Source organism: Novosphingobium sp. GW835-FHT14H07, from assembly GCF_058793515.1.
Genome location: NZ_JBXAFX010000033.1, coordinates 1 through 22,711 on the forward strand (window position 1 = coordinate 1; position 22,711 = coordinate 22,711).

At 65.1% G+C, this 22,711-nt stretch carries 26 protein-coding genes; 14 read left to right on the top strand and 12 right to left on the bottom strand.

The window, feature by feature from the left end; genetic code table 11:
- Positions 1 to 104 precede the first annotated feature (104 nt).
- The 6 genes from crcB to AC1Q5P_RS19270 are packed head-to-tail and all read left to right on the top strand — an operon-like array spanning position 105 to position 3,994.
- Entirely contained in the window at positions 105 to 503 is a 399-nt protein-coding gene (crcB, locus tag AC1Q5P_RS19245; RefSeq protein WP_174544564.1) for a fluoride efflux transporter CrcB, read from the top strand.
- Positions 500 to 1,798 (top strand): RluA family pseudouridine synthase, encoded by a 1,299-nt coding sequence (locus tag AC1Q5P_RS19250; RefSeq protein WP_492519789.1) that lies wholly within the window; start codon positions 500 to 502, stop codon positions 1,796 to 1,798. The genes crcB and AC1Q5P_RS19250 overlap by 4 nt, the downstream gene beginning before the upstream one ends.
- Positions 1,798 to 2,400 carry an FMN-binding negative transcriptional regulator gene (locus AC1Q5P_RS19255; RefSeq protein WP_492519790.1) on the top strand — a complete coding sequence of 201 codons (603 nt, stop codon included), beginning with the start codon at positions 1,798 to 1,800 and terminating at the stop codon, positions 2,398 to 2,400. Before AC1Q5P_RS19250 ends, AC1Q5P_RS19255 begins: the two co-directional genes overlap by 1 nt.
- Positions 2,397 to 3,053, top strand: coding sequence for an HAD-IA family hydrolase (locus AC1Q5P_RS19260; protein WP_062346663.1), 657 nt, complete (start codon positions 2,397 to 2,399; stop codon positions 3,051 to 3,053). The genes AC1Q5P_RS19255 and AC1Q5P_RS19260 overlap by 4 nt, the downstream gene beginning before the upstream one ends.
- Positions 3,050 to 3,295 (top strand): hypothetical protein, encoded by a 246-nt coding sequence (locus tag AC1Q5P_RS19265; protein ID WP_492519791.1) that lies wholly within the window; start codon positions 3,050 to 3,052, stop codon positions 3,293 to 3,295. Before AC1Q5P_RS19260 ends, AC1Q5P_RS19265 begins: the two co-directional genes overlap by 4 nt.
- Before the next feature lie 3 nt (positions 3,296 to 3,298).
- Entirely contained in the window at positions 3,299 to 3,994 is a 696-nt protein-coding gene (locus AC1Q5P_RS19270; protein ID WP_492519792.1) for an ATP12 family chaperone protein, read from the top strand.
- 102 nt (positions 3,995 to 4,096) lie between these two features.
- Here AC1Q5P_RS19270 and AC1Q5P_RS19275 read toward each other — a convergent pair whose 3' ends face one another.
- From AC1Q5P_RS19275 to AC1Q5P_RS19290, 4 genes are read right to left on the bottom strand one after another with little or no spacing between them, the layout of a single operon-like run.
- Entirely contained in the window at positions 4,097 to 4,669 is a 573-nt protein-coding gene (locus tag AC1Q5P_RS19275; protein WP_492519793.1) for an ABC-type transport auxiliary lipoprotein family protein, read from the bottom strand.
- A 13-nt stretch (positions 4,670 to 4,682) separates the two neighbouring features.
- Positions 4,683 to 5,642, bottom strand: coding sequence for an MlaD family protein (locus AC1Q5P_RS19280; RefSeq protein ID WP_039331668.1), 960 nt, complete (start codon positions 5,640 to 5,642; stop codon positions 4,683 to 4,685).
- Positions 5,643 to 5,652: 10 nt separating this feature from the next.
- A complete protein-coding gene (locus tag AC1Q5P_RS19285; protein WP_492519794.1) occupies positions 5,653 to 6,558 on the bottom strand; it encodes an ABC transporter ATP-binding protein in 906 nt (301 codons plus the stop codon).
- Positions 6,558 to 7,676: an ABC transporter permease gene (locus AC1Q5P_RS19290; RefSeq protein WP_492519795.1), complete on the bottom strand. Its 1,119-nt coding sequence runs from the start codon at positions 7,674 to 7,676 to the stop codon at positions 6,558 to 6,560. The genes AC1Q5P_RS19285 and AC1Q5P_RS19290 overlap by 1 nt, the downstream gene beginning before the upstream one ends.
- A 128-nt stretch (positions 7,677 to 7,804) precedes the next feature.
- On the opposite strand from AC1Q5P_RS19290, the gene AC1Q5P_RS19295 reads away from it, so the two are divergent.
- Together AC1Q5P_RS19295 and AC1Q5P_RS19300 are read left to right on the top strand one after the other, a co-directional pair.
- Entirely contained in the window at positions 7,805 to 10,507 is a 2,703-nt protein-coding gene (locus AC1Q5P_RS19295) for a valine--tRNA ligase (protein ID WP_492476898.1), read from the top strand.
- Between the two features lie 2 nt (positions 10,508 to 10,509).
- Positions 10,510 to 11,253, top strand: coding sequence for a 7-carboxy-7-deazaguanine synthase QueE (locus AC1Q5P_RS19300; protein ID WP_062346690.1), 744 nt, complete (start codon positions 10,510 to 10,512; stop codon positions 11,251 to 11,253).
- A 119-nt stretch (positions 11,254 to 11,372) separates the two neighbouring features.
- Here the strand turns inward: AC1Q5P_RS19300 and ssb are convergent, their stop codons facing one another.
- From ssb to AC1Q5P_RS19325, 5 genes are all read right to left on the bottom strand, one after another.
- Positions 11,373 to 11,927, bottom strand: coding sequence for a single-stranded DNA-binding protein (ssb, locus tag AC1Q5P_RS19305; protein WP_492519796.1), 555 nt, complete (start codon positions 11,925 to 11,927; stop codon positions 11,373 to 11,375).
- A 97-nt stretch (positions 11,928 to 12,024) separates the two neighbouring features.
- Positions 12,025 to 13,884 carry a ferrous iron transporter B gene (gene feoB, locus AC1Q5P_RS19310; RefSeq protein ID WP_492519797.1) on the bottom strand — a complete coding sequence of 620 codons (1,860 nt, stop codon included), beginning with the start codon at positions 13,882 to 13,884 and terminating at the stop codon, positions 12,025 to 12,027.
- Positions 13,881 to 14,135 (bottom strand): FeoA family protein, encoded by a 255-nt coding sequence (locus tag AC1Q5P_RS19315; protein ID WP_039331659.1) that lies wholly within the window; start codon positions 14,133 to 14,135, stop codon positions 13,881 to 13,883. Before AC1Q5P_RS19315 ends, feoB begins: the two co-directional genes overlap by 4 nt.
- A 71-nt stretch (positions 14,136 to 14,206) precedes the next feature.
- On the bottom strand, positions 14,207 to 14,857 hold the full coding sequence (locus AC1Q5P_RS19320; RefSeq protein ID WP_492519798.1) for a COQ9 family protein: 651 nt from the start codon (positions 14,855 to 14,857) through the stop codon (positions 14,207 to 14,209).
- Positions 14,858 to 14,868: 11 nt separating this feature from the next.
- On the bottom strand, positions 14,869 to 15,483 hold the full coding sequence (locus tag AC1Q5P_RS19325; protein WP_465128988.1) for an ankyrin repeat domain-containing protein: 615 nt from the start codon (positions 15,481 to 15,483) through the stop codon (positions 14,869 to 14,871).
- 79 nt (positions 15,484 to 15,562) lie between these two features.
- On the opposite strand from AC1Q5P_RS19325, the gene AC1Q5P_RS19330 reads away from it, so the two are divergent.
- Genes AC1Q5P_RS19330 through AC1Q5P_RS19355 form a run of 6 tightly spaced genes read left to right on the top strand, consistent with a single transcriptional unit; the run spans position 15,563 to position 19,550 of the window.
- Positions 15,563 to 16,174 (top strand): SCO family protein, encoded by a 612-nt coding sequence (locus AC1Q5P_RS19330; protein ID WP_492519799.1) that lies wholly within the window; start codon positions 15,563 to 15,565, stop codon positions 16,172 to 16,174.
- 7 nt (positions 16,175 to 16,181) lie between these two features.
- On the top strand, positions 16,182 to 16,625 hold the full coding sequence (locus tag AC1Q5P_RS19335; RefSeq protein WP_039331646.1) for a YcgN family cysteine cluster protein: 444 nt from the start codon (positions 16,182 to 16,184) through the stop codon (positions 16,623 to 16,625).
- A complete protein-coding gene (locus AC1Q5P_RS19340; RefSeq protein ID WP_492519800.1) occupies positions 16,618 to 17,403 on the top strand; it encodes a M48 family metallopeptidase in 786 nt (261 codons plus the stop codon). Before AC1Q5P_RS19335 ends, AC1Q5P_RS19340 begins: the two co-directional genes overlap by 8 nt.
- Positions 17,404 to 17,454: 51 nt before the next feature.
- Positions 17,455 to 17,946 carry a hypothetical protein gene (locus AC1Q5P_RS19345; RefSeq protein WP_052241959.1) on the top strand — a complete coding sequence of 164 codons (492 nt, stop codon included), beginning with the start codon at positions 17,455 to 17,457 and terminating at the stop codon, positions 17,944 to 17,946.
- Positions 17,943 to 18,914 carry a bifunctional diaminohydroxyphosphoribosylaminopyrimidine deaminase/5-amino-6-(5-phosphoribosylamino)uracil reductase RibD gene (gene ribD, locus AC1Q5P_RS19350; RefSeq protein ID WP_492519801.1) on the top strand — a complete coding sequence of 324 codons (972 nt, stop codon included), beginning with the start codon at positions 17,943 to 17,945 and terminating at the stop codon, positions 18,912 to 18,914. The genes AC1Q5P_RS19345 and ribD overlap by 4 nt, the downstream gene beginning before the upstream one ends.
- 12 nt (positions 18,915 to 18,926) lie before the next feature.
- Complete coding sequence (locus tag AC1Q5P_RS19355; RefSeq protein WP_039331642.1) at positions 18,927 to 19,550, top strand: riboflavin synthase; 624 nt, start codon at positions 18,927 to 18,929, stop codon at positions 19,548 to 19,550.
- 7 nt (positions 19,551 to 19,557) lie between these two features.
- Here AC1Q5P_RS19355 and AC1Q5P_RS19360 read toward each other — a convergent pair whose 3' ends face one another.
- From AC1Q5P_RS19360 to ligM, 3 genes are all read right to left on the bottom strand, one after another.
- Entirely contained in the window at positions 19,558 to 20,226 is a 669-nt protein-coding gene (locus AC1Q5P_RS19360) for an alpha/beta fold hydrolase (protein ID WP_062346637.1), read from the bottom strand.
- A gap of 4 nt (positions 20,227 to 20,230) precedes the next feature.
- Positions 20,231 to 21,121 carry a methylenetetrahydrofolate reductase gene (locus tag AC1Q5P_RS19365; RefSeq protein WP_062346635.1) on the bottom strand — a complete coding sequence of 297 codons (891 nt, stop codon included), beginning with the start codon at positions 21,119 to 21,121 and terminating at the stop codon, positions 20,231 to 20,233.
- Positions 21,122 to 21,195: 74 nt separating this feature from the next.
- Positions 21,196 to 22,593: a vanillate/3-O-methylgallate O-demethylase gene (ligM, locus tag AC1Q5P_RS19370; protein ID WP_039331636.1), complete on the bottom strand. Its 1,398-nt coding sequence runs from the start codon at positions 22,591 to 22,593 to the stop codon at positions 21,196 to 21,198.
- Positions 22,594 to 22,711: the final 118 nt, after the last annotated feature.

Genomic DNA, 22,711 nt, shown 5'->3' on the forward strand with positions numbered 1-22,711 from the left:
ACCCACGAGAGTATCCTGAATGGGTGGCCGGGCGGGGGAGCGGGCCGGTGCCGCGTCAGGAATTACGGCTTTCGTAATTCCGGTCCAGACACTAATAGCCCTTCATGAACTCTCCCAATACATTGACGGCAACTGCCCTCGTCGCCCTTGGTGGCGGCATCGGCGCCATGCTGCGCTATCATGCGGGGCGCGCCGTAACTGCGTTTTCCGGTCCCAACACCGTGTTCCCATGGGGCACTTTCCTGATCAACGTCAGCGGCAGCCTGCTGATGGGGCTGCTGGCCGGATGGCTGGCAAGGCAGGACGGCAGCGAATCGCTGCGCCTGCTGCTGGGCGTCGGCGTGCTTGGGGGCTTCACCACCTTCTCTGCCTTCAGCCTTGAAACGGCGATGCTGATGCAGCGCGGACTTTATGGCATGGCCGGCTTCTATGCCCTGGGCTCGCTGCTTGGCGGCGTGGCCGGGCTGTTCCTTGGCCTTTCGATGATGCGAGGTGCAGCATGAGCCGCGGCAAGATTCCGGACGACAACGTCCGCCAGTTCACCGTGGGCCGCGACGATGCGGGCGCGCGTCTGGACCGCTGGTTCAAGCGTCACCTGCCACAGGTCGGCTTTGCCACCGTTTCGCGCTGGGCCCGCACCGGGCAGATCCGCGTCGATGGCAAGCGCGCCGATGTCGATACCCGGCTCGAAGCGGGCCAGACCTTGCGTGTCCCTCCCGGCAATGCCACGCCGGTCGGCGCCGGGATCAAGGGCCAGCGCGTGCGCAAGCCGCTGACCGAAGAACAGATCCAGCTTGCCGAATCGATGGTGCTGGAAAAGGACCGCGCCGCGATCGTGCTCAACAAGCCGCCGGGCCTGGCAACGCAAGGCGGCAGCGGCACGCACGAGCATGTCGACGGGCTGCTCGATGCCTATGCCGCCGATGGCGAACCGCGCCCGCGTCTGGTCCACCGGCTCGACAAGGACACGTCGGGCGTCTTGCTGATCGCGCGTACGCCCGGCAGCGCGGCGTTCTTCTCCAAGCACTTCTCCGGTCGTTCGGCACGCAAGATCTACTGGGCGCTGGTCGTCGGCGTGCCCGAAGTGAAGGATGGGCTGATCGAACTGCCCCTGGCCAAGCAGCCGGGCACGGGCGGTGAGAAGATGATGGTCGATGAAAGCGGCCAGGGCCAATCGGCGCGCAGCCGCTACCGCGTGATCAGCCGCGCCGGCAATTCGGCCTCGTGGGTCGAACTGCAACCGCTGACGGGCCGTACCCACCAGCTGCGCGTGCACATGGCGGCGATCGGGCACCCGATCGTCGGCGATGGCAAGTACGGCGGGCAGGCCGCGTTCCTGACCGGCACGATCAGCCGCAAGATGCACCTCCACGCCCGCCGCCTGCGGATCGAGCATCCCGAGGGTGACCTGATCGACGTGACCGCCCCCCTGCCCGCGCACTTCGCCGCGAGCATGGCTAGCCTCGGCTTCTACGAGGAAGACGGTGACCTGCCGCTGGAAGCGCCAAAGCTGCTGGACGAGAAGACCTTCCAGAAGCGCGCGGCCAAGCAGCATGCCAAGGAATACCGCAAGGAACGCCGGGGCGAACGCCGCAAGCGCGCGGACGGCGAAAAGGGCGCGGGCAGTGCCGGACGCAAGCCCACCGGCAAGCGGGCCGCTTCTGCGAAGGGCGCAGCTCCCAAGAGCAGTGCGGTGAAGAAGGGACCTGCCAAGCCTGCAGGAAAGGCCGCCGGCAAGCCAGCTGCGGCGCGTAGAGCGCCGGCGGGCAAGCCCGCATCCAGAGCACGGAAGGACTGATGCACCCCAACCCGTCCTTCCGGCACGACGACCGCGACCTGTTCGAGGCGCTGATTGCCGAGATCGGGTTCGGGATGGTCTTTGCCACGGTGCCGGACGGGCCGCGCGTAGCCCATGTGCCACTGCATTCCACGGGAGACGGCGCGGTACAGTTCCACCTCGCACGCGGCAATGCTCTCACAAAACATCTCGACGGGATGATGGCGCTGGCGGTGGTCAACGGGCCGGATGGCTACGTCAGCCCCCGCTGGTATGCCGACCCGGCGCAAGTGCCGACGTGGAACTACGTTGCGCTCGAGATGGAAGGTAGGGTGCGGAGAATGGATCAGGACGGGTTGCGAGGGCTTCTCGAAACGGTCTCCGATGCGCACGAGGCACGGCTGTCCGAGGGCACGCCCTGGACGATGGACAAGATGCCGGAGGACAAGCTGCGTGCGATGATGGGCGGCATCGTCGGCTTCGAGATGGAAGTGCTGGCATGGCGACCGACCTTCAAGCTATCGCAGAACAAGAGCGCCAACGAGCGCGCACGCGTGGCGGCCGGGCTTGAGGCAGAGGGCTCGCCGGCCATTGCCGAACTGATGCGGAGGCTTGTTTCTTGAAGCTGGCCATATTCGATTGCGACGGCACGCTGGTCGATAGCCAGGCCGACATCTGCGCGGCAATGGACGCGGCGTTCAAGGCGGCGGGCCTGATACCGCCCGAACGCCAGCTGACGCGCCGCGTCGTCGGCCTTTCGCTGCACGAGGCGATGCGTCAGTTGCACCCTGAGGGCGAGCACCACGAGCATGCCAGCCTGACCGAGCTTTACAAGGACGCCTTCCGCGCGCGGCGGGCAGCAGGCGCCGTCGCAGAGCCGCTTTACGAGGGCATTGCCGGGCTGATCGAAGAGCTGGCCGGGCAAGGCTGGCAGCTTGCCGTCGCCACCGGCAAGTCGGACCGGGGCCTGGCCCATTGCCTCGCCACCCATGGGCTGACCGGCCACTTCGTCTCGTTGCAGACGGCGGACCGACACCCTTCGAAGCCCGACCCCTCGATGATCGAACAGTGCATCGCCGATGCCGGCGCGGATCGTGCGCGCACGGCAATGATCGGCGATACCGTTTATGACATCCACATGGGCGTGAACGCGGGCGTGCGATCGTTCGGCGTGGACTGGGGCTATCACGAGACCGAGGAACTGATCGAGGCCGGGGCCGAGGCGGTAGCGACGAGCATCGAGGACTTGCGTGCCCTGCTGGGGAGAATTGCATGAGCGATCCTGCGCCCAGAGACCCGGCCCGAGACCCGGCAATGGGGCGCTATTTCACGCTGCAGGTGGTGCGGCTGTCGGGCGCGCTGCTGGTGCTGCTGGGCGTACTGGTGCAGGCTGGCAAGGGACCGGGGCCGCTGGCTGCGCTCCCGCCGATTGCAGGCATCGTCCTGGCTCTCGTCGGCCTGTGGGACTTCTTCTTCCTGCCGCGCATCGTGGCGCGGCGATGGCGTACTCCGGAATAGACAATGAAGCGTTTCTACAAGGCAGTGACGGTCGAGGCGGCAGACGGCGGCTTCGGGGTGAGGCTCGACGGGCGAGCGATCAAGACTGTGGGGGGCAGAGCGCAAGTCGTGCCGACGCAGGCGCTTGCCGAAGCGATGGCGGCGGAGTGGGAGCGCCAGAGCGAGGAGATCGATCCGGCGCTGTTCCTGTTCCGCGACATGGCGGACTATGCGATCGATGTCGTTGCCGGCGGCCCGGCGCAGGTCATCGCCGAGATCCTGCCCTACGCCGAAACCGACACGCTGTGCTACCGCGCCGAGCCGGATGAGGCCTTCGCCGCGCGCCAGCGGATGATGTGGGAGCCGCTGCTGGCGAGCGCCGAAGCGCGGCTGGGCGTGCAGTTCGTGCGCGTGACCGGCATCATCCACAAGCCGCAGCCGGTAGAGACGCTGGCTGCCTTGCGCGATGAACTCGAAGCGCTCGATGCATTCCAGCTTGCCGCGCTGCGCAACACGACGAGCCTCGCTGCCTCGCTGGTGATCGGCCTTGCGGCGTTGCGACCCGACGCCGATCTCGACGCGCTGTGGGACGCCGCCAACCTCGAGGAGGACTGGCAGGCCGAACTCTGGGGCAAGGACGCCGAGGCCATGGAACGGCGCGAAAAGCGCGCTGGCGCTTTTGCTGCGGCGGCGCGGTTTGCGGGGCTGGCAATCAAGTAAACCGCTGCGTCCCCGCGCAGGCGGGGACCTCGGTGCTGTTACAAAACCCTTCAGTAAACCGACTGAGGCCCCCGCCTGCGAGGGGGTGCAACAGTTGTATCCTTAGCCGACCCAGTCCGCCACCTGCTTGGCCACGGCATTGGCGGCTTCGTTAAGCGCGGGGCCGACATACTTCGCCTCGGCCTCGATCACCGGCACTGTGCTTTCAAAGCGCTTCGTTTCGACACGCCCGCCACTTTCCTTGACCGCATCGTAGCGGACCACGGCGGACATGGTGCGCGCATCATAGCCCATGTCGAGCAGGCGGCCCGAGAGGTGGAGACCCGCAGCGCCCGGATCGTTCTCGATCACGAGGCGGCTGCCGCGTGCACGGATGGTTTCGGCCAGCAGGCGCTGGAACAGGCGCGAGGGACGTTCAACCCACATTGTCTTCTTGAGATAGGCGACGTTGGCATCGTCGATCTGCACCGGCACGCGGGTGACCGCGAGGCGCGCTTCGGCCGAGGGCTCCATCACCACCAGCGCATTGGCAAACGTGCCGCTGGTGGTGCTGCCCGCAGCAGGCGCAGCGGTGGGGGTCAGGGCGAGCAGCGTATCGGGCACCTTCGGGCCCAGGCTGACGCAGCCCGAAAGTGCGGCAAGGAGTGCGGGGACGACTAGGGCTTTACGGATCATCTTCATCGCCTCCTCAGTTCTTGTAGTCGGGCAGCTTCGGGCCGCCGACAAAACCGCCGACGCCCTGATCGTTCAGGCGGTCAGTCACTTCGCGCAGGGATCTGGTCGTCGCCTGAAGATCGCGGATCGCGGCTTCGGCAGCGGGCAGCGTGCGTTCGTTGAGCTGCCGTGCGGCCGGGCGGGCCTCGCTGAGCGTGCCCTGCAATTCGTCAGCCGCGCCCTGAGCGGATTTCAACGTCTGGCGAAGCTGCTTGGCCAGGCCATTGGCATCGTTGTTGAGCATATTGTCGGCCGAGTTGGTCAGCTTCTCGAAGCTGGCCAGGGTATAGTTGGCCTGCCGCAGCGTTGCCTGCAGTTCGGCCAGCGTGCGCTTCACATCGGGCGAGGCATCGGCAAGATTTCCGGTCATGCGATCGGTATTGGCGAGGATATTCTCGATCGACTTCTGGTTCTTGTCCGACAGCACCATGGTCAGGCGCTCGGTCAGCGTGGCGAGGCGTTCGAGCAGGAGCGGGGCGTTCGAAAGGATTTCGCCAAGGCCGGAGCGCTTGGTCGGGATGACCGGCACGCCTTCGGGGCAGGTGGCGCGCTTGTTTTCCTTGGGGCAAGCGATCGGCGGGGCGCCCTTGACTGCGCCGGAAAGCTGGATCGTCGATACGCCGGTGAAACTGCCGAGCAGGCTGGCGGTTGTGCCCTGCAGGATCGGCACCTTGCGATCGACCGCAATGCGTACGCGGACAAATTCCGGGTCGCGCTCCCACAGCTTGATGTCCTTGACCTGGCCTGAAGGCACGCCCGAGAACGAGACTTCCGAGCCCTTGGCAAGGCCATCGACCGACTGCTTGAAGAAGATGTCGTATTCGTTGAGGTCGCCCTGGTTGAGACGCGCGATCCAGATGGTCAGCACGGCCGTCGCCGCCAGCAATGCCAGCGTGACCAGCCCGACCCAGATATGGTTTGCGCGCGTTTCCATCGCCTAGTCCTTATGCCCCTTCAGGATCAGGCGAAGAACGCCCAACGTCCGAATTAGTCGCCAGCGTGGCTTCATGCCGCGCAGTATCGTGCCGTTCCTGGGCATCCTGCGCCGCACGTCCGCGCGGTCCGTTGAAGTATTCCTGTATCCACGGATGATCGAGCGCGAGCAGTTCCGGGATCGTGCCGACGGCGATCACCTTCTTGTCTGCAATCACCGCCACCCGATCGCAGATTTCGTAAAGCGTATCGAGATCGTGGGTGATCAGGAATACGGTGAGATCAAGCGTCTGCTGCAGTTTGAGGATCAACTGGTCGAAAGCGGCCGCGCCGATCGGGTCGAGTCCGGCGGTCGGCTCGTCAAGAAACAGCAGTTCGGGATCGAGCGCGAGCGCGCGGGCAAGGCCTGCACGCTTCTTCATGCCGCCCGAAAGTTCGGACGGATACTTGCTTGTCGCTTCGGCGGGCAGCCCTGAGAGCAGGACCTTGTAGCGCGCGATCTCGTGGCGCAGCTCGTCGCTGATCTCCGGGAAGAATTCACGCAGGGGAACTTCGACGTTCTCTGCCACGGTCAGGGTCGAAAACAGCGCGCCGCCCTGGAACAGCACACCCCAGCGGCTGCGAATGTCGATGTCTTCATCATCGCGGGCATCGGTGATCGAACTGCCGAGCACTTCGACTTCGCCCGATTCCGGAATTTGCAGGCCGATGATCGTGCGCATGAGGACCGACTTGCCGGTGCCCGAACCACCGACAACGCCAAGGATCTCGCCTCGACGCACATCGAGATCGAGCCCGTCGTGGATCACGTGATCGCCAAAGACATTGCGCACACCGCGCACGCGGATCGGATACTTGCCCTCGAACGGATCGGGCAGGTCGATCAGCTGTTCGGCGGTGGCGGCGTCCTGGTCCATCAGCCCCACCCGATATTCGTGAAGAACACCGCAAAGAAGGCATCGAGCACGATGACGGTGAAAATCGCCATGACCACCGCCGCCGTGGTGCGGGTGCCGACTTCCTCGGCATTGTTCTTGACCTGCATGCCCTGGTAGCAGCCCGCCAGCGCGACGATCAGTCCGAACACGGGCGCCTTGGTGAGGCCAACCCAGACATCGTGCAGCGGAACGACTTCCTGGACACGGGCGAGGAAGGTGAAGAACGGGATGCCCAGCGTCAGGCTCGACAGGAAAGCCCCGCCAATGATGCCAAGGAAGGCCGAATAGAAGCCGAGCAGCGGCATCATGATCATCGTTGCGGCAATGCGCGGAACGACCAGCGCCTCCATCGGAGATACGCCGATGGTGCGCATGGCGTCGACCTCTTCGGTCAGCTTCATCGTGCCAAGCTGCGCGGCAAAGGCAGAACCGGAGCGGCCGGCGACCATGATCGCGGTCATCAGCACGCCAAGCTCCCGCAAGGTCAGGCGGCCGACGAGATTGACGGTATAGATCTCCGCCCCGAACTGACGCAACTGCACCGCACCTTGCTGGGCGATGACGATGCCGACGAGGAAGCTCATCAATCCGATGATGGCGAGCGCGTTGACGCCGACCAGTTCCATCTGGTGGACCAGAGCCTTGCCACGGAAGCGCGAGGGATGGCGCAGCAGGGTGCCCGCCGAGAGGATCACCTGGCCAAGGAAGCCCAGCACCTGCAGCGCACCCTGGCTCAGCCCGGCCATGACCATGCCGACATGGGCGGGCACGCGTTCCAGCAGCGGCAGGCGGTGCGCAGTGACTGAATGATCGTTCGAATCGGCCTTGCGGATTGCATCGACCAGCTTCTGCGCTTCCTCGCTGCAACCAATGATCTTTGCGTCGTTATCTCGCGAGAGGCGCCAGACTGTCCACGCGCCGACGGTGTCCATGCGGGTGACGCCGGAGAGGTCGATCGCGGCGATGGATTCGCCCAGCGAACGCAGCCGCGCATCGGCCAGGCCCAGCGAGGACACCGTCATCGGCCCGCGGAAGGCGAGCGTCGCGCCTTCCCCTTGCGCGGAGGCCTCAATCTGGAAATCGGTCAGTTCCCGCATCTTGCCCGCTTCATGGGGTATTTAGGCCAAGGCGACAAGTGCAACACAAGCGCCGTAACGGTGGAACAACCCTTCGAGTTCCCCGCAACGCTTGCAGGCGCGGGCCCGCGATGGCAAGGCGCTCCCCCATGAACGACAAGACTTCTGCAGAACTGGCCAAGACTTTCGAACCCGCAGGGATCGAGGCCAAGTGGTATGCCCATTGGGAAAGCAACGGGCTGTTCCGACCCGAACGCCCCGACGCCGCGCCTTATACCATCGTCAATCCGCCGCCGAACGTGACGGGGTCGCTCCACATCGGCCATGCGCTCGACAACACGCTGCAGGACGTGGTGATCCGCTACGAACGCCTGAAGGGCAAGGATGCGCTGTGGGTGGTCGGCACCGACCATGCGGGCATCGCCACGCAGATGGTGGTCGAGCGCCAGATGGAAGCGCGCCAGGACAAGCGCACCAACTACACGCGCGAGCAGTTCGTGGACAAGGTGTGGGAGTGGAAGCACGAGAGCGGTGGCACCATCACCGGTCAGCTCCGCCGCCTCGGCTGCTCGATGGACTGGAGCCGTGAGCAGTTCACGATGGACCCGCACTTCACCCGCGCCGTGGTGAAGGTCTTCGTCGACCTCTACAACCAGGGCCTGATCTACCGCGACAAGCGGCTGGTGAACTGGGACCCCAAGCTGAAGACGGCGATTTCCGACCTCGAGGTGGAAACGCGCGAGACGCAGGGCGGGTTCTGGCACTTCAAGTACCCGCTGGCAGACGGTGTGAAGCGCGACGATGGCCTGGACTACATCGAGGTTGCGACCACGCGCCCCGAAACGATGCTGGCCGACATGGCCGTGGCGGTCCACCCTGAGGACGAGCGCTACAAGTCGGTCATCGGCAAGGAGATCCTGCAGCCGCTGACCGGGCGCCGGTTCAAGGTGGTGGCAGACGAGCACGCCGATCCCGAACTGGGTTCAGGCGCGGTGAAGATCACGCCGGGGCACGACTTCAACGACTTCGAAGTGGGCAAGCGCGCCGGGATCAAGCCCGCCGACATGCTCAACATGTTCGATGCCGAGGCCAGGGTGGTGCAGACAGCCGATGGGCTGGTGCCGGCCGAGTTCGTAGGCCTCGACCGCTTCGACGCGCGCAAGCTCGTGGTCGAGCGGATGAAGGAAGCAGGTTTCCTGATCCCGCACGTCACCAAGGACAAGGAAGGCAACGAGGTTCAGCACGATGCCGAGCCGCGCACGATCCAGACGCCGTTCGGCGACCGTGGCGGCGTGGTGATCGAGCCGTGGCTGACCGACCAGTGGTACGTCGATGCCGAAACTCTGGCCAAGGCGCCGATGGAAGCGGTGCGTTCGGGCGCGATCGAGATCGTGCCGAAGACCTGGGAAAAGACCTTCTTCAACTGGATGGAGAACATCCAGCCCTGGTGCGTTTCCCGCCAGCTGTGGTGGGGGCACCGGATTCCGGCGTGGTACGGCTCCGACGGCCAGTGCTACGTTGCCGAGACCGAGGAAGAGGCGCAGGCGAAGGCGGGCGCAGGCGTCACTCTGGAACGCGATAGCGACGTCCTCGACACGTGGTTCTCCTCCGCGCTCTGGCCTTTCGCCACGCTCGGCTGGCCGGATGAAGACGCGCCGCTGCTGAAGAAGCACTATCCCAACGACCTGCTCGTCTCGGGCTTCGACATCCTGTTCTTCTGGGATGCGCGCATGGCGATGCAGGGGCTGCACTTCATGAAGGAAGTGCCGTGGAAGAAGCTCTACCTGCACGGCCTCGTCCGTGCCGCCGATGGCGCGAAGATGAGCAAGTCGAAGGGCAACGTGGTCGATCCGCTGGGCCTGATCGACAAGTACGGGGCCGATGCCCTGCGCTTCTTCATGTGCGCGATGGAGAGCCAGGGCCGCGACGTGAAGATGGATGAGAAGCGCGTCGAGGGTTACCGCAACTTCGCCACGAAGCTGTGGAACGCCGCGCGCTTCTGCCAGAGCAATGGGATCACCGGCAGCACTTCAGTGGCGGCTCCTGCGGCGACCTCGGCGGTCAACAAGTGGATCATCGGCGAGGTTGTGGAAACTGTCGCCGCGCTTGACCAGGCGATGGCCGACCTGCGCTTCGATGCGGCGGCAAACACCGTCTACCACTTCGTCTGGGACCAGTTCTGCGACTGGTATATCGAACTGATCAAGGGCAACTTCGACCCCGAGACCAAGGCCGTGGCGGGCTGGGTGCTCGACCAGATCCTGGTGATGCTCCACCCGTTCATGCCGTTCGTGACCGAAGAGCTGTGGCATGCGCTTGGAAAGCGAGACGGCGAACTGATCGTGGCCGCATGGCCGAAGCCCGAAGCTGAAGTGGACGCAGCAGCCAAGCGCGAGGTCGAATGGCTGATCGCGCTGGTCTCGAACCTGCGCACGGCCAAGAACGAACTTGGCATTGCGCCGGGGGCCAAGCTCGACGCCTATCTGCCCGAACCTTCGGCGCTGACGCGCTCGATCATCGAGGCCAACCCGGCGGCAATCGAGCGTCTCGCGCGCCTCAACGGCATCCGCTTCGAAAGCGCTCCGGTCGGCGCAGCGATGCAGGTTGGCGCGGGCGATGCCAACATCGTCGTGCCGCTGGAAGGCGTGATCGACATTGCGGCAGAAAAGGCGCGTCTCGAAAAGGCGCTGGCCGCCTCGCAGAAGGAGGCAAAGTCGCTCGAGGGACGTTTGGGCAACCCCTCGTTTGTCGAGAAGGCCAAGCCTGAGGCGGTCGAGAAGGCCCGGGCCGACCACGCCATGCATGCCGCCGAGGCCGAGCGGCTGGCAGCGGCGCTGCAGCGGCTGGGGTGAACTTGCTTACCCTCGCCACGGTCAACCCCGGCGAGCCGGAGGTGTTCTCCTCTTTGCAGGGGGAAGGCCTCGGGCTGGGGCGGCCATCGGTGTTCGTGCGGCTATCGCGCTGCAACCTCGCCTGCCGCTGGTGCGACACCGCCTACACCTGGCGGTTCACGGGCGACAACCGCCCCCATCGCGACGAAGTGGCGTTCGAGCGCGGGGAAAATCAGCTGAAGATGAGCGAGGCCGACGCGGCCGCGCTGATCCTGTCCCACCCCGAGGACCGACTGGTTATTACCGGGGGCGAGCCGCTGCTGCAGGGTGCCGCGCTGGCGCGACTGGTGGCGCTGCTCAAGGCGGAGCGCCCTGCCCTGCATGTCGAGATCGAGACCAATGGCACCGTGGCAGTGCATCCGGAACTCGATCCGCTGATCGACCAGTTCAACGTCAGCCCCAAGCTGGCGCATTCGGGCAATCCGGCTGAACTTGCCCTTGTGCCGGAGCGACTGGATGCGTGGGCGCGCGATGTGCGGGCCTGGTTCAAGTTCGTGGTCGCGAGCGCGTCCGACCTTGCCGAGATTGCCGCTTTACAGGACTGCTACCGCATCGCCAGCGATCACCTGTTCGTGATGCCTGAAGGTACCGCGAGTTCAGTGTTGCGCGAACGCTCGCGGTGGCTGGCGGAGGAAGCGCTGGAGCGCGGCTGGCGGTTTACAGACCGGCTGCACATACACCTTTACGGGGATACGCGCGGGACCTGAGCCCTGCCCTGAAAACGAATGAAGCCCCGCGCAGGCAGGGGCCTTAATCGGCTTACGCTTCTGTTCCGTAGCAACACCAAGGTCCCCGCCTTCGCGGGGACACAAGAAGTGGCGCTTCCTCAGAACGGAATATCGTCGTCCAGATCGTCGCCGAAGCCGCCGCCGCCGCCCTGGTTCCAGCCACCGCCCGAAGCGGCGCTGCCACCACGCGAGGAACCGCCGCCAAAGCCGCCCGAACCGCCCGACGAGCCGCCCTCATTCCAGCCACCACCGGACGAGCGGCCACCGCCGCCACCGCCCATGCCACCGCCACCAGCGCCGCCCGAGCCATCGAGCATGGTCAGCACGCCGCCCATGCCGCCCACCGAGATTTCGGTGGTATAGCGATCATTGCCGGACTGGTCCTGCCACTTGCGGGTGCGCAGCTGCCCTTCGATGTAGACCTTCGAGCCCTTGCGCAGGAAGCGCTCGACCACGCTGACGAGACCATCCGAGTTGATGACCACGGAGTGCCACTCGGTCCGCTCCTTCTTCTCGCCGGTGGCGCGGTCCTTCCAGCTTTCGGACGTCGCGATGCGCAGGTTGGCGATGCGGCCTCCGTTCTGGAAGCTCTTGATTTCGGGGTCTGCCCCGAGGTTCCCGACAAGGATCACCTTGTTGACGCTGCCTGCCATCGAATCACGTTCCTTCTGATCTGGGCAATTGCCTAGCGCATGGGGGCTCGGCCAAGCCAGTCACCATGCCACCGTTTCCACAGACCAGCGCGGCAGTTCAGCCCAAACCGGCCGCAATCGCCGTCCAGTAGGTCACGCCCGCCGCCGCATAGGCCAGCGCAAACAGGTAGGCGAGCATGAAGGCGGGCCATTTCCAGCCATTCGTCTCGCGCCGGGCCACGGCGATGGTCGAGAGGCACTGCGGCGCAAACACGAACCAAGCCAGGAAGGCGAGCGCCATCGGCAGGGTCCAGCGTGATTTCAGCTGATCGCCCAGCGCCATGGCGGCCTGATCCTCGTCGTCGCTGGCGCTGACGGCATACGTCGTGGCGAGCGAACTGACCGCAACTTCACGTGCAGCCATGGCCGGGATGATCGCAAGGCTCATGTCGCGGTTGAAGCCGATCGGCTCGAGCACGACCGAAAGGCCATTGGCAAGCGTTCCGGCGACCGAGGCGTTGACCTGATCCTGCCCCGGCTCGGCGCGGGGGAAGTTGAGCAGGATCCACAGCGCGATCGTGACGGTAAAGATCATCGTGCCCGCACGGCGCAGGAAGATCCACGCGCGCTGCCACAGGCCGAGCGCGAGGTCCTTGACCGTGGGCAGCTGATACTTGGGCAGTTCCATGATGAAGCCCGAAGCGGCGCCCTTGGTCACCGAGCGACGCAGCACCAGCGCCACCACCATCGCGCCGATGATTCCGGCCACATAGAGGCAGAACAGGACAAGGCCCTGCAGACCAATGCCGGGACCGACCTTGGTATTCGGGATAAACGCGGCGATGATCACCGCATAGACGGGCAAGCGCGCCGAGCAGGTCATCATCGGGGCGATCAGGATCGTGGTCAGCCGGTCCTTGGGATCGGTGATGCTGCGCGTCGCCATGATGCCGGGAATGGCGCAGGCAAAGCTCGACAGCAGCGGGATGAAGCTGCGGCCGGAAAGACCGACGCCGGCCATCATGCGGTCCATCAGGAAGGCGGCGCGGGCCATGTAGCCGGTCGCCTCCATCGTCAGGATGAAGAAGAACAGGATGATGATCTGCGGCAGGAACACCAGCACCGAGCCGACCCCCGTGATCACGCCATCGGTCAGCAGATCGCGCAGCAGGCTTGTCGGCAGGGTCGCCTTGGCCAGATCGCCCAGCGCCGAAACGCCGCCGTCGATCGCATCGGCAAAGGGCGTTGCCCAGCTGAACACCGCCTGGAAGACGATGAACAGGAGCGCGAACAGGATCGGCGGCCCTGCCCACGGATGGAGCAGCAGCTTGTCCATGCGCGCGTGAATGCGATGCTTGGACGTTTCCGAAAGGATCGCCGCTGTCGCCATCTGGTGGGCGAGCATGCGCCGCTCTGGCAAGGTGACATGCGGCCGCGCGGCATCGAGCGCGCGCTCGGGCTTGTCACGCGCATCGCCGATGGCGGCAGCCAGCTCGGTGAGACCGCGCCGGCGCACGGCCACGGTCGGGATAACCGGCACCCCGAGCGCAGCTTCGAGCGCAGCAGGATCGAGGGTCAAGCCATCGCGTTCGGCAAGATCGACCATGTTGAGCGCGACCACGGTGGGACGGCCAAGCTCGAGCACTTCCTGCGCAAAGACGAGGTGCTGTTCGAGGTTGGAACTGTCGAGCACCAGTACGATGACGTCGGGCCTGGCCTGCCCGGCTTGTTCACCCATAATGACCTTGCGGGTCACTTCCTCGTCAGGGCTGGTGGCTTCCAATCCGTAGGAACCGGGCAGGTCGACCAGTTCGACCGGCTCACCCGAGGGCAGGATCAGCCGACCAGCCTTGCGTTCGACCGTGACGCCCGGATAGTTGGCGATCTTCTGGCGCGCGCCGGTCAAGGCATTGAACAGCGCGCTTTTCCCGGCATTGGGATTGCCGACCAGCGCGGCGACGGTGGGCATCTTGCTCATGCGACAGCTTCTGCGATCGGTTCGACCGTCATCGCCAGCGCATGAACCCGGCGAATGGCGACAGTCATGCGGCCAATCTCCACGGCAAGCGGATCGCGGCCCGCGAAGACACCACGATAGGCGAGCGTCACCCTTGCGCCTTCGTCAAGGCCGAGCGCGCGCAAGCGCTGAGCCTCTTCCGCGACAAGCGCAGACCAATCGACCGATGCGATTCGGGCGGGCGTACCAACAGGGAGCTGATCGAGCGTCACCGGATCCCGCTGCCATAGCGGGACAGCATTTGCAAGTCATTCGCAATAGAATTGCGCTGGATCAAAAATGGTCAGGCGGCAGGGTAGCGCAGGCGGCCAAGCATCCGCGTCAGCGAGAAGGTCTCCTCGCGCGGCCTGAGCAGCTTGGCCTTGGTCTTCTCGAACTGCATCACGTTCTCGATCCGGCGATCGAGGAAGGTGCGCGTGTCCTCGTGGCCATCGCTGGTATCCTGCGCGAAATAGGCAAGAGTCGCGGCGTAGATCGAGCCAAGGGTGATGCGCTTGGTATAGTGGTTGTAATCGGTGGCGGTGTCTCCCGCGAGCCGCCACATCGCGTCGGCGCTCGACCAGCCCAGCCGGGTCGCCTTTGCCACGTTCTGCGGCATGGCCATGATGGCCAGTGCGCGGCGCAAGGCCTCTTCCTTGCCGATCAGTGCATCGAGCCGGAACTGGACAAGGCGGCGGATGCGTTCGCGGATCGGCAGATTGCCGAGCTGGGTGGAGGGAAGCGCAGCGGCCATGTCGGCATCGATGCGCGCGATCCAGGCGGAGATCATCTGCATGGGCCCGTCCTGGAACGCAAAGGCGGCCAAAGCAGGATCGACGCCTTCCATTGCAGCGGCAGCCGCAACGGCAGCCGGTTTCCAGCCATCAAACGCAGCAGCTTCGGCGATGGCGGGCGCCAGGCGAAGGCGCAGGGCATCCAGGGTTTCGTCGGTCATGTCAGTACCCGTCAGAACGAGGGGCCGTACGTCTTCTTGGGCGCGGCGGACTTTGCTTCTTTCGAAGCCTTTTCCAGTTCGCCCAGCACCGGACTGCCCTTGTCGAGCGCAGCATAATCGCGCGCAGAACGGCCCGAATTGTCTGGGCGATCGGGGTTGGCGCCAGCCTTGATCAGCATTCGCACCAGCGCAAGGTCCTTGCGGTGGACGGCGCTGATGAGCGGGGTCTCGCCCGTGTTGTTCGCCTCATCGATGCGCGCGCCCGACTTGATCAGTTCATCGACGCCTTCGAGGAAGCCCATTTCTGACGCGGCTACCAGCGGGGTCACGCCGCGATTGTCGCGCGCGTTCACGTTGGCGCCCTTGCCGATCAGGAATTGCACCCAGACAAGATCACGCCGGGCCACGACAATGTGAAGCGCGGTCTGTCCGGTGGTATAGTCCTTGGTGTTGATGATCTGCGTGCCGGGCTCGTTCAGAGCCTCGGTCACCTTGTCGCCTTCCTTCTTGCGGACGGCTTCGAGGAACTTGTAGCTGTCGGAAAACTGGGCCTGTGCCGGGATTGCCGTGGCGGCGGCCAGCAGCATGGCCAGCGCGGTAAGCGGCCTGCGCATCTTCGACAGCATTCGAACCTCCTGTTGCGTGCCCCATCAGCCATTTACGGCCTTGCGGACTCGCCTCTTGCAAGGACACGGTTAGCAGAGCATGAACCGGCGCGCCATGGCCCTCGCTTTCAGATCGACACTCGCCGCGCTTGCCGCAACCTGCACTTTCGCGCTTGGCGGATGCAACATGACCCCTGCCGAACAACCGCCTCTCGAAGGCGCCGCGATTGGCGGCGACTTCACGTTGACGGGCAAGGACGGGCAGGCCGTGAAGTGGAGCGACTTTGCGGGCAAGTATCGCATCGTCTATTTCGGTTACACCTTCTGTCCGGATGTCTGCCCGCTCGACATGCAGAACATCGCACAGGGCCTTCGCCTGTTCGCCAAGGAACACCCCGACGCCAAGCCGATCGTGCCGATCTTCATCACCATCGACCCCGAGCGCGATACCGCGCAGGTCGTGGGCAAGTATGCCGCGAACTTTGGCAAGAACGTGGTCGGGCTCACGGGCACGCCGGCACAGATCGCCGACGTCGCAAGGAAGTGGGCGGTGTTCTATCAAAGGCGCGACGAGGGCAAGCCCGACGCCTACCTGATGGACCACAGCCGCGCGGCCTATCTGATGGGCCCGGACGGTTCTGCCATCGCGTTGTTGCCTGCCGAACAGGACGGAAAGGCCGTGGCCGCCGAACTCGCCAAGTGGGTGAGTTGACGCCGGAATGAGCGACGACCGCTTCTGGGAACGGCCAGTGGCAACACTCAGCCGCGAGCAGTGGGAAGCGCTGTGCGACGGCTGCGGCAAGTGCTGCCTGCACAAGCTGGAGGACGAAGACACCGGCGAGGTGGTCCATACCAATGTTGCCTGCAAGCTGCTGGACCTCAGGACCGCGCGGTGCAGCGACTACAAGCATCGCCGCGCCTATGTCCCCGATTGCCTGCGCCTGACGCCGAAGCTGGCGCGAGAATTGCCGTGGTTGCCCGATACCTGTGCCTATCGCTTGCGGGCCGAGAACCAGCCGCTGCCTGAGTGGCATTATCTGATTTCTGGTGATCGCGAGGCCGTGCATCGCGCTGGACAGTCGGTCGTTGGCCAGGCGGTGAGCGAAACGCTGGCCGGGCCGATCGAGGACCATATCGTGCCATCGGACCATTTCGATGGCTAGGGGCGTGCTCGACTGGTTGCGGCGGGCCGACACCAAGGCCAAGCAGACCCCCTCTCGCGGAACTTTGGCCCCGCGTGCCGTGGCGCGCCGGACGCTGATGGTCGAAGGACGCGAACTGCCGCTGGTGATCCGCAAGCTCGGCCATGCCCGGCGGATGACGCTACGGCTCGCGCCCGACGGCAGCGAGGCGCGTGTTTCGATCCCGGCATGGGGTCGCGTCGGCGATGCCGAGGCTTTTGCTCGCGACCGGGCCGACTGGCTGGCGGGGCAACTGGCGCGGATGCCAGAGACACGCGCTATCGCGCCCGATGCCACGGTGCCCTGGCGGGGCGAGACCTTGCAGATCGAATGGTCGGAGCGGGCCCGACGCAAGCCGGTGATCGCGGATGGACGCCTGATCGTCGGGGGGCCGGTCGAGGGGCTTGCTGCGCGGCTGCAGCGTTGGCTCGAGGCCGAGGCGCTCGCTTTCTGCGCTGATGACCTCGCCCATTACTGCGCCCGCGCCGGAGAAGCCGTCCCACGCCTGTCGCTATCGCGCGCGCAGCGGCGCTGGGGAAGCTGCGCGGCAGACGGGTCGATCCGGATGAACTGGCGGCTGATCATGGCGCCGGATTTCGTGCGGCGTTCGGTCGTGGCCCACGAAGTGGCGCACATGAAGCACTTCGATCATAGCCCCGCCTTCCACGCTCATCTCGAACAGCTTTTTGAAGGGGATATCGAGGCGGCTAACCGCTGGCTCAAGCGGCACGGCCGGTCGCTGTATGTGCCGTTTGGCTGAATGCCTGCCGATGGGTAGCGAAAGCGTGCGCCAGCGCCTATCTAGGCGGGCATGAGAGCCTTCTTCCGCAACGTATCCCCGCGCCGGGCCATCGTCGATTTCTGGCAGGTCTTTACTGCGCCCAGCGATTATCGCCGTGTCGGACTGGTGATGGCAGCAGCGGTGACGGGGACGTTGTTCACCGCGATGGCGATGGAAGGCGGCACGGCGCTGCCCCGTCCGCCCGAGATCATCTATTTCCCGAGCTTTCTCGAGAACCGCAGCGACGCCGAGATCCTCGCCGAAAACAAGGCAGCGACCGCCAAGGCCAAGGCAGAGGAAGCCGAGGAGGAGGCGCGGCAGGAGCGCATCCGCCAGATGTACAAGGCGGTGGGCGACGCCACCGGAGTTGAAACCAAGCGTGCCTACGAGGAAGGCAAGGCCGAACGCGAGGCCTACCGCAAGAAGGTCGAGGCCGCGCGCAGGGAAGTGCTGGACAAGCATCTGGTCGACAATCCTGTCTATGATGCCGAAATGAAGAACGCACAGACCGAGAAACCATGAGCAGGGCTGAGGACCTGCGCTGGCTCGATGCCGCCGCGGCGCTCGCGGCGCGTGGGCGTCCATTGAGCAGGCCCAATCCGGCAGTCGGAGCGGTGATCGTCAAGCACGGCCTGATGGTAGGCCGTGGCTGGACGCAGGCAGGTGGCCGGCCTCATGCCGAAGCCGAGGCGCTGGCCATGGCCGGTGAGGCCGCGAACGGTGCGACGCTTTATGTCACCCTGGAACCTTGCGCCCATGCCAGTGCGCGCGGCCCTTCGTGCACATCGCTGGTGCTGGGCAGCGGCCTTGCGCGCGTGGTGATCGGCGTTGAAGATCCAGACCCGCGCACGGCAGGCAGCGGGATCGCCGCGCTACGTGAAGCAGGTATTGCAACAGACGCTCTGCCCGCCCCGGCGGCACGGGAGTCTCTGGCCGGATACCTGACACGGTCGGCGCAAGGACGACCACATGTCACTCTGAAGCTCGCAACTTCGCTGGACGGCAAAATAGCCCTCGTCGACGGATCGAGCCAATGGATCACCGGCCCCGAAGCGCGCGCGCATTGCCATGTCGAGAGGGCACGGGCCGACGCGATCCTTGTCGGCGGCGGCACCTTGCGCGCCGACACGCCGAGGCTCGACGTGCGCCTGCCGGGGCTCGAGCACCGCAGCCCGCAGCGCATGGTGCTGACGCGCGGCACGGCGCCTGAAGGCTGGACGGCGGTTGCAGATATCACCGCGCCGCAAGCTTTCGGGGATGTGCAGTACCTGTTCGTCGAAGGCGGAGCGCAGGCGGCAGCCGCATTCATCGCCGCCGACATGGTAGACCGGCTGCTGATCTATCGCGCCCCGATCATCGTTGGCGCAGGTTTGCCCTGCATCGGCAACATCGGCCTCGGCTCGCTCGCTGACGCGCACGGACGCTGGCGCAATGTGGACCGGCGGACGCTTGGCAGCGATGCGCTCGACGTCTACGAGCGGGTCCGCTGAAGGAGATTTCTTATGTTCACCGGGATCGTCACGGAAATCGGCAACATCCTCGCCGTCGAAGACAAGGGGGACCGCCATATCACGATCTCGTGCGCGATGGACCCAGTGAAGATCGCCATCGGCGCCTCGATCGCCTGCTCGGGCGTTTGCCTGACCGTGGTGGACAAGGGAGGCGTGGCTGGCGAAGGCTGGTTCGCGGTGGACGTTTCGGGCGAAACGGTGAGCCGCACTGCAGCGGAGCAGTGGACTGTGGGCGCGCCGCTCAACCTCGAACCGGCGCTGAAGCTGGGCGATGAACTTGGCGGGCACATCGTGACCGGGCATGTCGACGCCGTGGGCGAGGTCGTCAGCATCCGCCCCGATGGCGCCTCGCTCAAGTTCTGGATTTCGGCGCCGCAGGAACTGGCGCCATACATCGCGGCGAAGGGGTCCATCACGGTCAATGGCGTGTCCTTGACCGTCAACGAAGTGGCGGACCAGCCCGACGGATCTTGCCAGTTCGCGCTGAACATCATCCCCCACACCGCGCAAGTCACGACGATGGGCGCGCTGAAGCCGGGATCGAAGGTAAACCTCGAGATCGACGTATTGGCGCGCTATCTCAAGCGGATGCAGAGCCTGGCGCAGCAGGGCTGAGCCCGATTCAGGCGCAGCCGAGTACGATCTGGAGCAGTTGGTCGGGCTGGTCACCCATGACGTTGTGGCTGGCTTCGGCCTCGTGGTACTCCCAGGCCGGATCATCCTGCACCGCCTCGGCAAACTTGCCGAAGGGTGACGGGCTCCAGCCATTGGCGAAAATGTAGACGTGGCGGGGAATCTTCGCTTCCTCGCCGGTGAAGCGCACGGCTTCGACCAGCGTAAGCAGAGGATGATCGGACAGGACCGGGCTTTCAAGGCCGGGTAGCGGGGAAACGGCGCCGGGCTTGTGCTTCTGGCTGCCGATGTAGTGATCGTGCTCCCACGGCCCGGTCAGGTCCCACAGCGATTGCCCGTCCTGCGGCAGGAAGGCATCGACATAGACGAGGGCGTCGATGCGCGCGCCGAGGCGCGTGGCGACGCCGGTGATGACCATACCGCCCCAGGAATGGCCGACCAGCACGAAGCGGTCGAGACCGGCCTTGGCGATCTGGTCGCACACGTCGTCGATGTGCGTGGTCAGCGTGATGCCGGGGTGGAACTCGGCCTTGCGGCGACCGAGACCGGTAAGATCAGCGGCGAGGACACGGTGTCCGGCAGCTTCGAGATCGGCCTTGAGGCGGTCCCACGCGAAGCTGCCGCCCCAAGCGCCGTGCACCAGCACAAAGTCGGTCACCGGTTCAGGCCCCCTGGCCGATGCCGTGCTTCTTGTTGTAACCGTGAATCCATTCGAGGGTCTTGGTCAGGCCACCGAATGGGTAGAAGTGCAGGCGCACCTTGCCGTGCTCGGACCCGAGGCCACGGGCGAAGGCATCTACCAGCTTGTCCGGCCCGGCCGTGCCGAGCAGGTTCGTGACCGAGATCCCGTACTTCTTGAGCACCGAGGTCGACGCGCCGACGCCGCAGCGCGCGGCAAACGCCAGCAGGCGCTTGATCCCGGCAGGCCCAGGCACGCCGATGCGCACCGGAGCGTCGATGCCACGTGCGCGCAGTTCCTTGAGCCAGGCGAGGAAGGCATCGGGATCGAAGCCGAACTGGGTGACGATCAGCGGGGCCATGCCGCGCGCAGTGATTTCCGCCACCTTCTTTTCGAGGACCGCCCAGCATTCGGCCTCGGTCATGTTGGGGTGCCCTTCCGGGTGACCGCCAATACCGATGGCCTTGATGCCCGAACGCTCGAAGGCGCCGGTCGCGATCAGGGCGGACGTGTCGAAATATGGGCCGACGGGCTCGGGCGGGTCACCGGCGACGATGAAGCAGCGCGTCACACCGGCCTTTTCCACCACGGCGCGCAGGTAGCCTTCGAAGTCGTCCTCGGACGTGATCCGGCGGGCGGAAAAATGGGGCATCGGCTCGAAGCCGAGTTCGCGCACCGCAATCGTCGCGGCAACGCGGGCGCCGACGTCTTCCCCGGGCAGGAAGGTAACGGCGATGGGGGTTTCTGCCGGGATGAGCGGGGCGGCATCGCGCAGCGAGGCTTCGTCCTTCGCGGTCATCTCGAGGCTGAAACCATCGGTGATCCCGTCGGGCGTCTTGTCCCAGTTGGGATGGATGATCGATGCCTTTGCCATGTTCGGGATCCTCTCTTGTTCAGGCCGAACGCCCGGCCGCCATTGTGGCGGTCCGGGCGATACGGTTGGTTGGCTCAGCGAGCAGTACGCCAGCCTTCGGCGTAGTTTTCGCGAGCGACGCGGCTGTAGGGGACCGGCGAGACGATCGCACGGACCTCGATCTGCTTGTGCGGCTCGACGGTGGTCTTGCGGGTACCGCCGTTCTCTTCACCCCACACCACGCGCAGTTCGGTGCCGACCGGGATTTCCGGATCGATCGTGGCGAGGCTGAGCGCCTGCTTCTCGTTGTACGAGTAGCCGGTGAACATCGAGAAGCCGACGGTCTTGCCACCAGCATCGACGACGCGGTCGTAGTTCGACGAGGCGTAGTTCGCGAGCGGGGTATCGAAGAACTTGTACTGTTCGCCATCGGGGTTGAACAGCGAGGCCATGATCTTGGCCATGTCCTCGGGGTTCCAGGCGAGCGTCACCTTCTTGCGCTGCTCGGCCGGGTTCAGGGCTTCCAGCGCCTCACGGCCATGGAAATCATGGTCGAACTTGACGAAGTTGCCGTAACCCAGCTCCCACGGGTTGAGGTAGTAGTCCTCGATGTTGTCGGAGACGAACGAACCGCCGATCGAGCCGGTCGCTTCGTAGCTGTCAGCTGCCAGCCACTCGCGGAAGCCCTTGAGCTTTTCGCCGGTGTAGATGGCGGGGAGCGGCGACGGGATCCAGCCCGATTCAAGGGTGTTCGAAGGATAGGCGCGGCTGCCGCACGCGATCAGGCCGAATTCCTTGCCGGCTTCGAGGATCGCGGCGCGGATCTCTTCCTGCTCGGCATAGGGACCCCAGATTTCGAGGCCCGGCGCGCCCGACATGCCGTGGCGCAGCGTGCGCACGGTCTTGCCGGCGATGTTCATCGTGCTCATGTTGAAGAACTTGAGCTGTTCGAGCGGGCCGCCGTGCAGCTTCTCGATCACGGCCCAGGCGTTCGGCCCCTGGATCTGGAAACGCCATTCCTTGCGGCTGACGGGCTTGCCCATCGGACGCATCGGCGAACGGTCGTCCAGCTCGATCTCGCAATCATAGCCGCCGGTGGCAGCGTGGTAGCGCAGCCAGTTCGAAGCCGGGGCGCGGCCCACGTAGGTGAACGATTCTTCTTCTTCCCAGAAGATGATGCCGTCACCGATGACATGGCCGTAAGGCGTGGTGGGCACGTACTGCTTGGCCTTGTTGACCGACCAGCCCTTGGGGCTGTTGATCATGGTGTCGGACAGCAGCTTCAGCGCGTCCTTGCCGCGAATGTACAGGTTCACCATGTGGTGCGACTGGTCGAACAGCACGGCGCTGTGCTGCCATGCCCACTGCTCCGAACGCCAGTTCGAGAATTCCGGAGCGACGACCGGATAGACGTAGGCACCGAGCTGCGAGTTGCGCAGCATTTCGACGATATTGCCGCCTTGCTGGATTACCTCTTCGAGGTTCTTTGCCATGTGAAACTCTCCCGACTTGAAAATGGCAGGGTTGAAAAACTTGTATGCAACACATACAATCTCCCTCGAGATTCGCAATGGGAAATGTTGCGCCCAATGAGCGCCACCCCTAACGCGA

Bases quoted from the DNA above. Each gene is read 5' to 3' on its own strand.
- crcB (WP_174544564.1), top strand. From the start codon at position 105: ATGAACTCTCCCAATACATTGACGGCAACTGCCCTCGTCGCCCTTGGT.
- AC1Q5P_RS19250 (WP_492519789.1), top strand. From the start codon at position 500: ATGAGCCGCGGCAAGATTCCGGACGACAACGTCCGCCAGTTCACCGTG.
- AC1Q5P_RS19255 (WP_492519790.1), top strand. From the start codon at position 1,798: ATGCACCCCAACCCGTCCTTCCGGCACGACGACCGCGACCTGTTCGAG.
- AC1Q5P_RS19265 (WP_492519791.1), top strand. From the start codon at position 3,050: ATGAGCGATCCTGCGCCCAGAGACCCGGCCCGAGACCCGGCAATGGGG.
- AC1Q5P_RS19270 (WP_492519792.1), top strand. From the start codon at position 3,299: ATGAAGCGTTTCTACAAGGCAGTGACGGTCGAGGCGGCAGACGGCGGC.
- AC1Q5P_RS19275 (WP_492519793.1), bottom strand. From the start codon at position 4,669: ATGATCCGTAAAGCCCTAGTCGTCCCCGCACTCCTTGCCGCACTTTCG.
- AC1Q5P_RS19280 (WP_039331668.1), bottom strand. From the start codon at position 5,642: ATGGAAACGCGCGCAAACCATATCTGGGTCGGGCTGGTCACGCTGGCA.
- AC1Q5P_RS19285 (WP_492519794.1), bottom strand. From the start codon at position 6,558: ATGGACCAGGACGCCGCCACCGCCGAACAGCTGATCGACCTGCCCGAT.
- AC1Q5P_RS19290 (WP_492519795.1), bottom strand. From the start codon at position 7,676: ATGCGGGAACTGACCGATTTCCAGATTGAGGCCTCCGCGCAAGGGGAA.
- AC1Q5P_RS19295 (WP_492476898.1), top strand. From the start codon at position 7,805: ATGAACGACAAGACTTCTGCAGAACTGGCCAAGACTTTCGAACCCGCA.
- ssb (WP_492519796.1), bottom strand. From the start codon at position 11,927: ATGGCAGGCAGCGTCAACAAGGTGATCCTTGTCGGGAACCTCGGGGCA.
- feoB (WP_492519797.1), bottom strand. From the start codon at position 13,884: ATGAGCAAGATGCCCACCGTCGCCGCGCTGGTCGGCAATCCCAATGCC.
- AC1Q5P_RS19320 (WP_492519798.1), bottom strand. From the start codon at position 14,857: ATGACCGACGAAACCCTGGATGCCCTGCGCCTTCGCCTGGCGCCCGCC.
- AC1Q5P_RS19325 (WP_465128988.1), bottom strand. From the start codon at position 15,483: ATGCTGTCGAAGATGCGCAGGCCGCTTACCGCGCTGGCCATGCTGCTG.
- AC1Q5P_RS19330 (WP_492519799.1), top strand. From the start codon at position 15,563: ATGAACCGGCGCGCCATGGCCCTCGCTTTCAGATCGACACTCGCCGCG.
- AC1Q5P_RS19335 (WP_039331646.1), top strand. From the start codon at position 16,182: ATGAGCGACGACCGCTTCTGGGAACGGCCAGTGGCAACACTCAGCCGC.
- AC1Q5P_RS19340 (WP_492519800.1), top strand. From the start codon at position 16,618: ATGGCTAGGGGCGTGCTCGACTGGTTGCGGCGGGCCGACACCAAGGCC.
- AC1Q5P_RS19345 (WP_052241959.1), top strand. From the start codon at position 17,455: ATGAGAGCCTTCTTCCGCAACGTATCCCCGCGCCGGGCCATCGTCGAT.
- ribD (WP_492519801.1), top strand. From the start codon at position 17,943: ATGAGCAGGGCTGAGGACCTGCGCTGGCTCGATGCCGCCGCGGCGCTC.
- AC1Q5P_RS19355 (WP_039331642.1), top strand. From the start codon at position 18,927: ATGTTCACCGGGATCGTCACGGAAATCGGCAACATCCTCGCCGTCGAA.
- AC1Q5P_RS19365 (WP_062346635.1), bottom strand. From the start codon at position 21,121: ATGGCAAAGGCATCGATCATCCATCCCAACTGGGACAAGACGCCCGAC.
- ligM (WP_039331636.1), bottom strand. From the start codon at position 22,593: ATGGCAAAGAACCTCGAAGAGGTAATCCAGCAAGGCGGCAATATCGTC.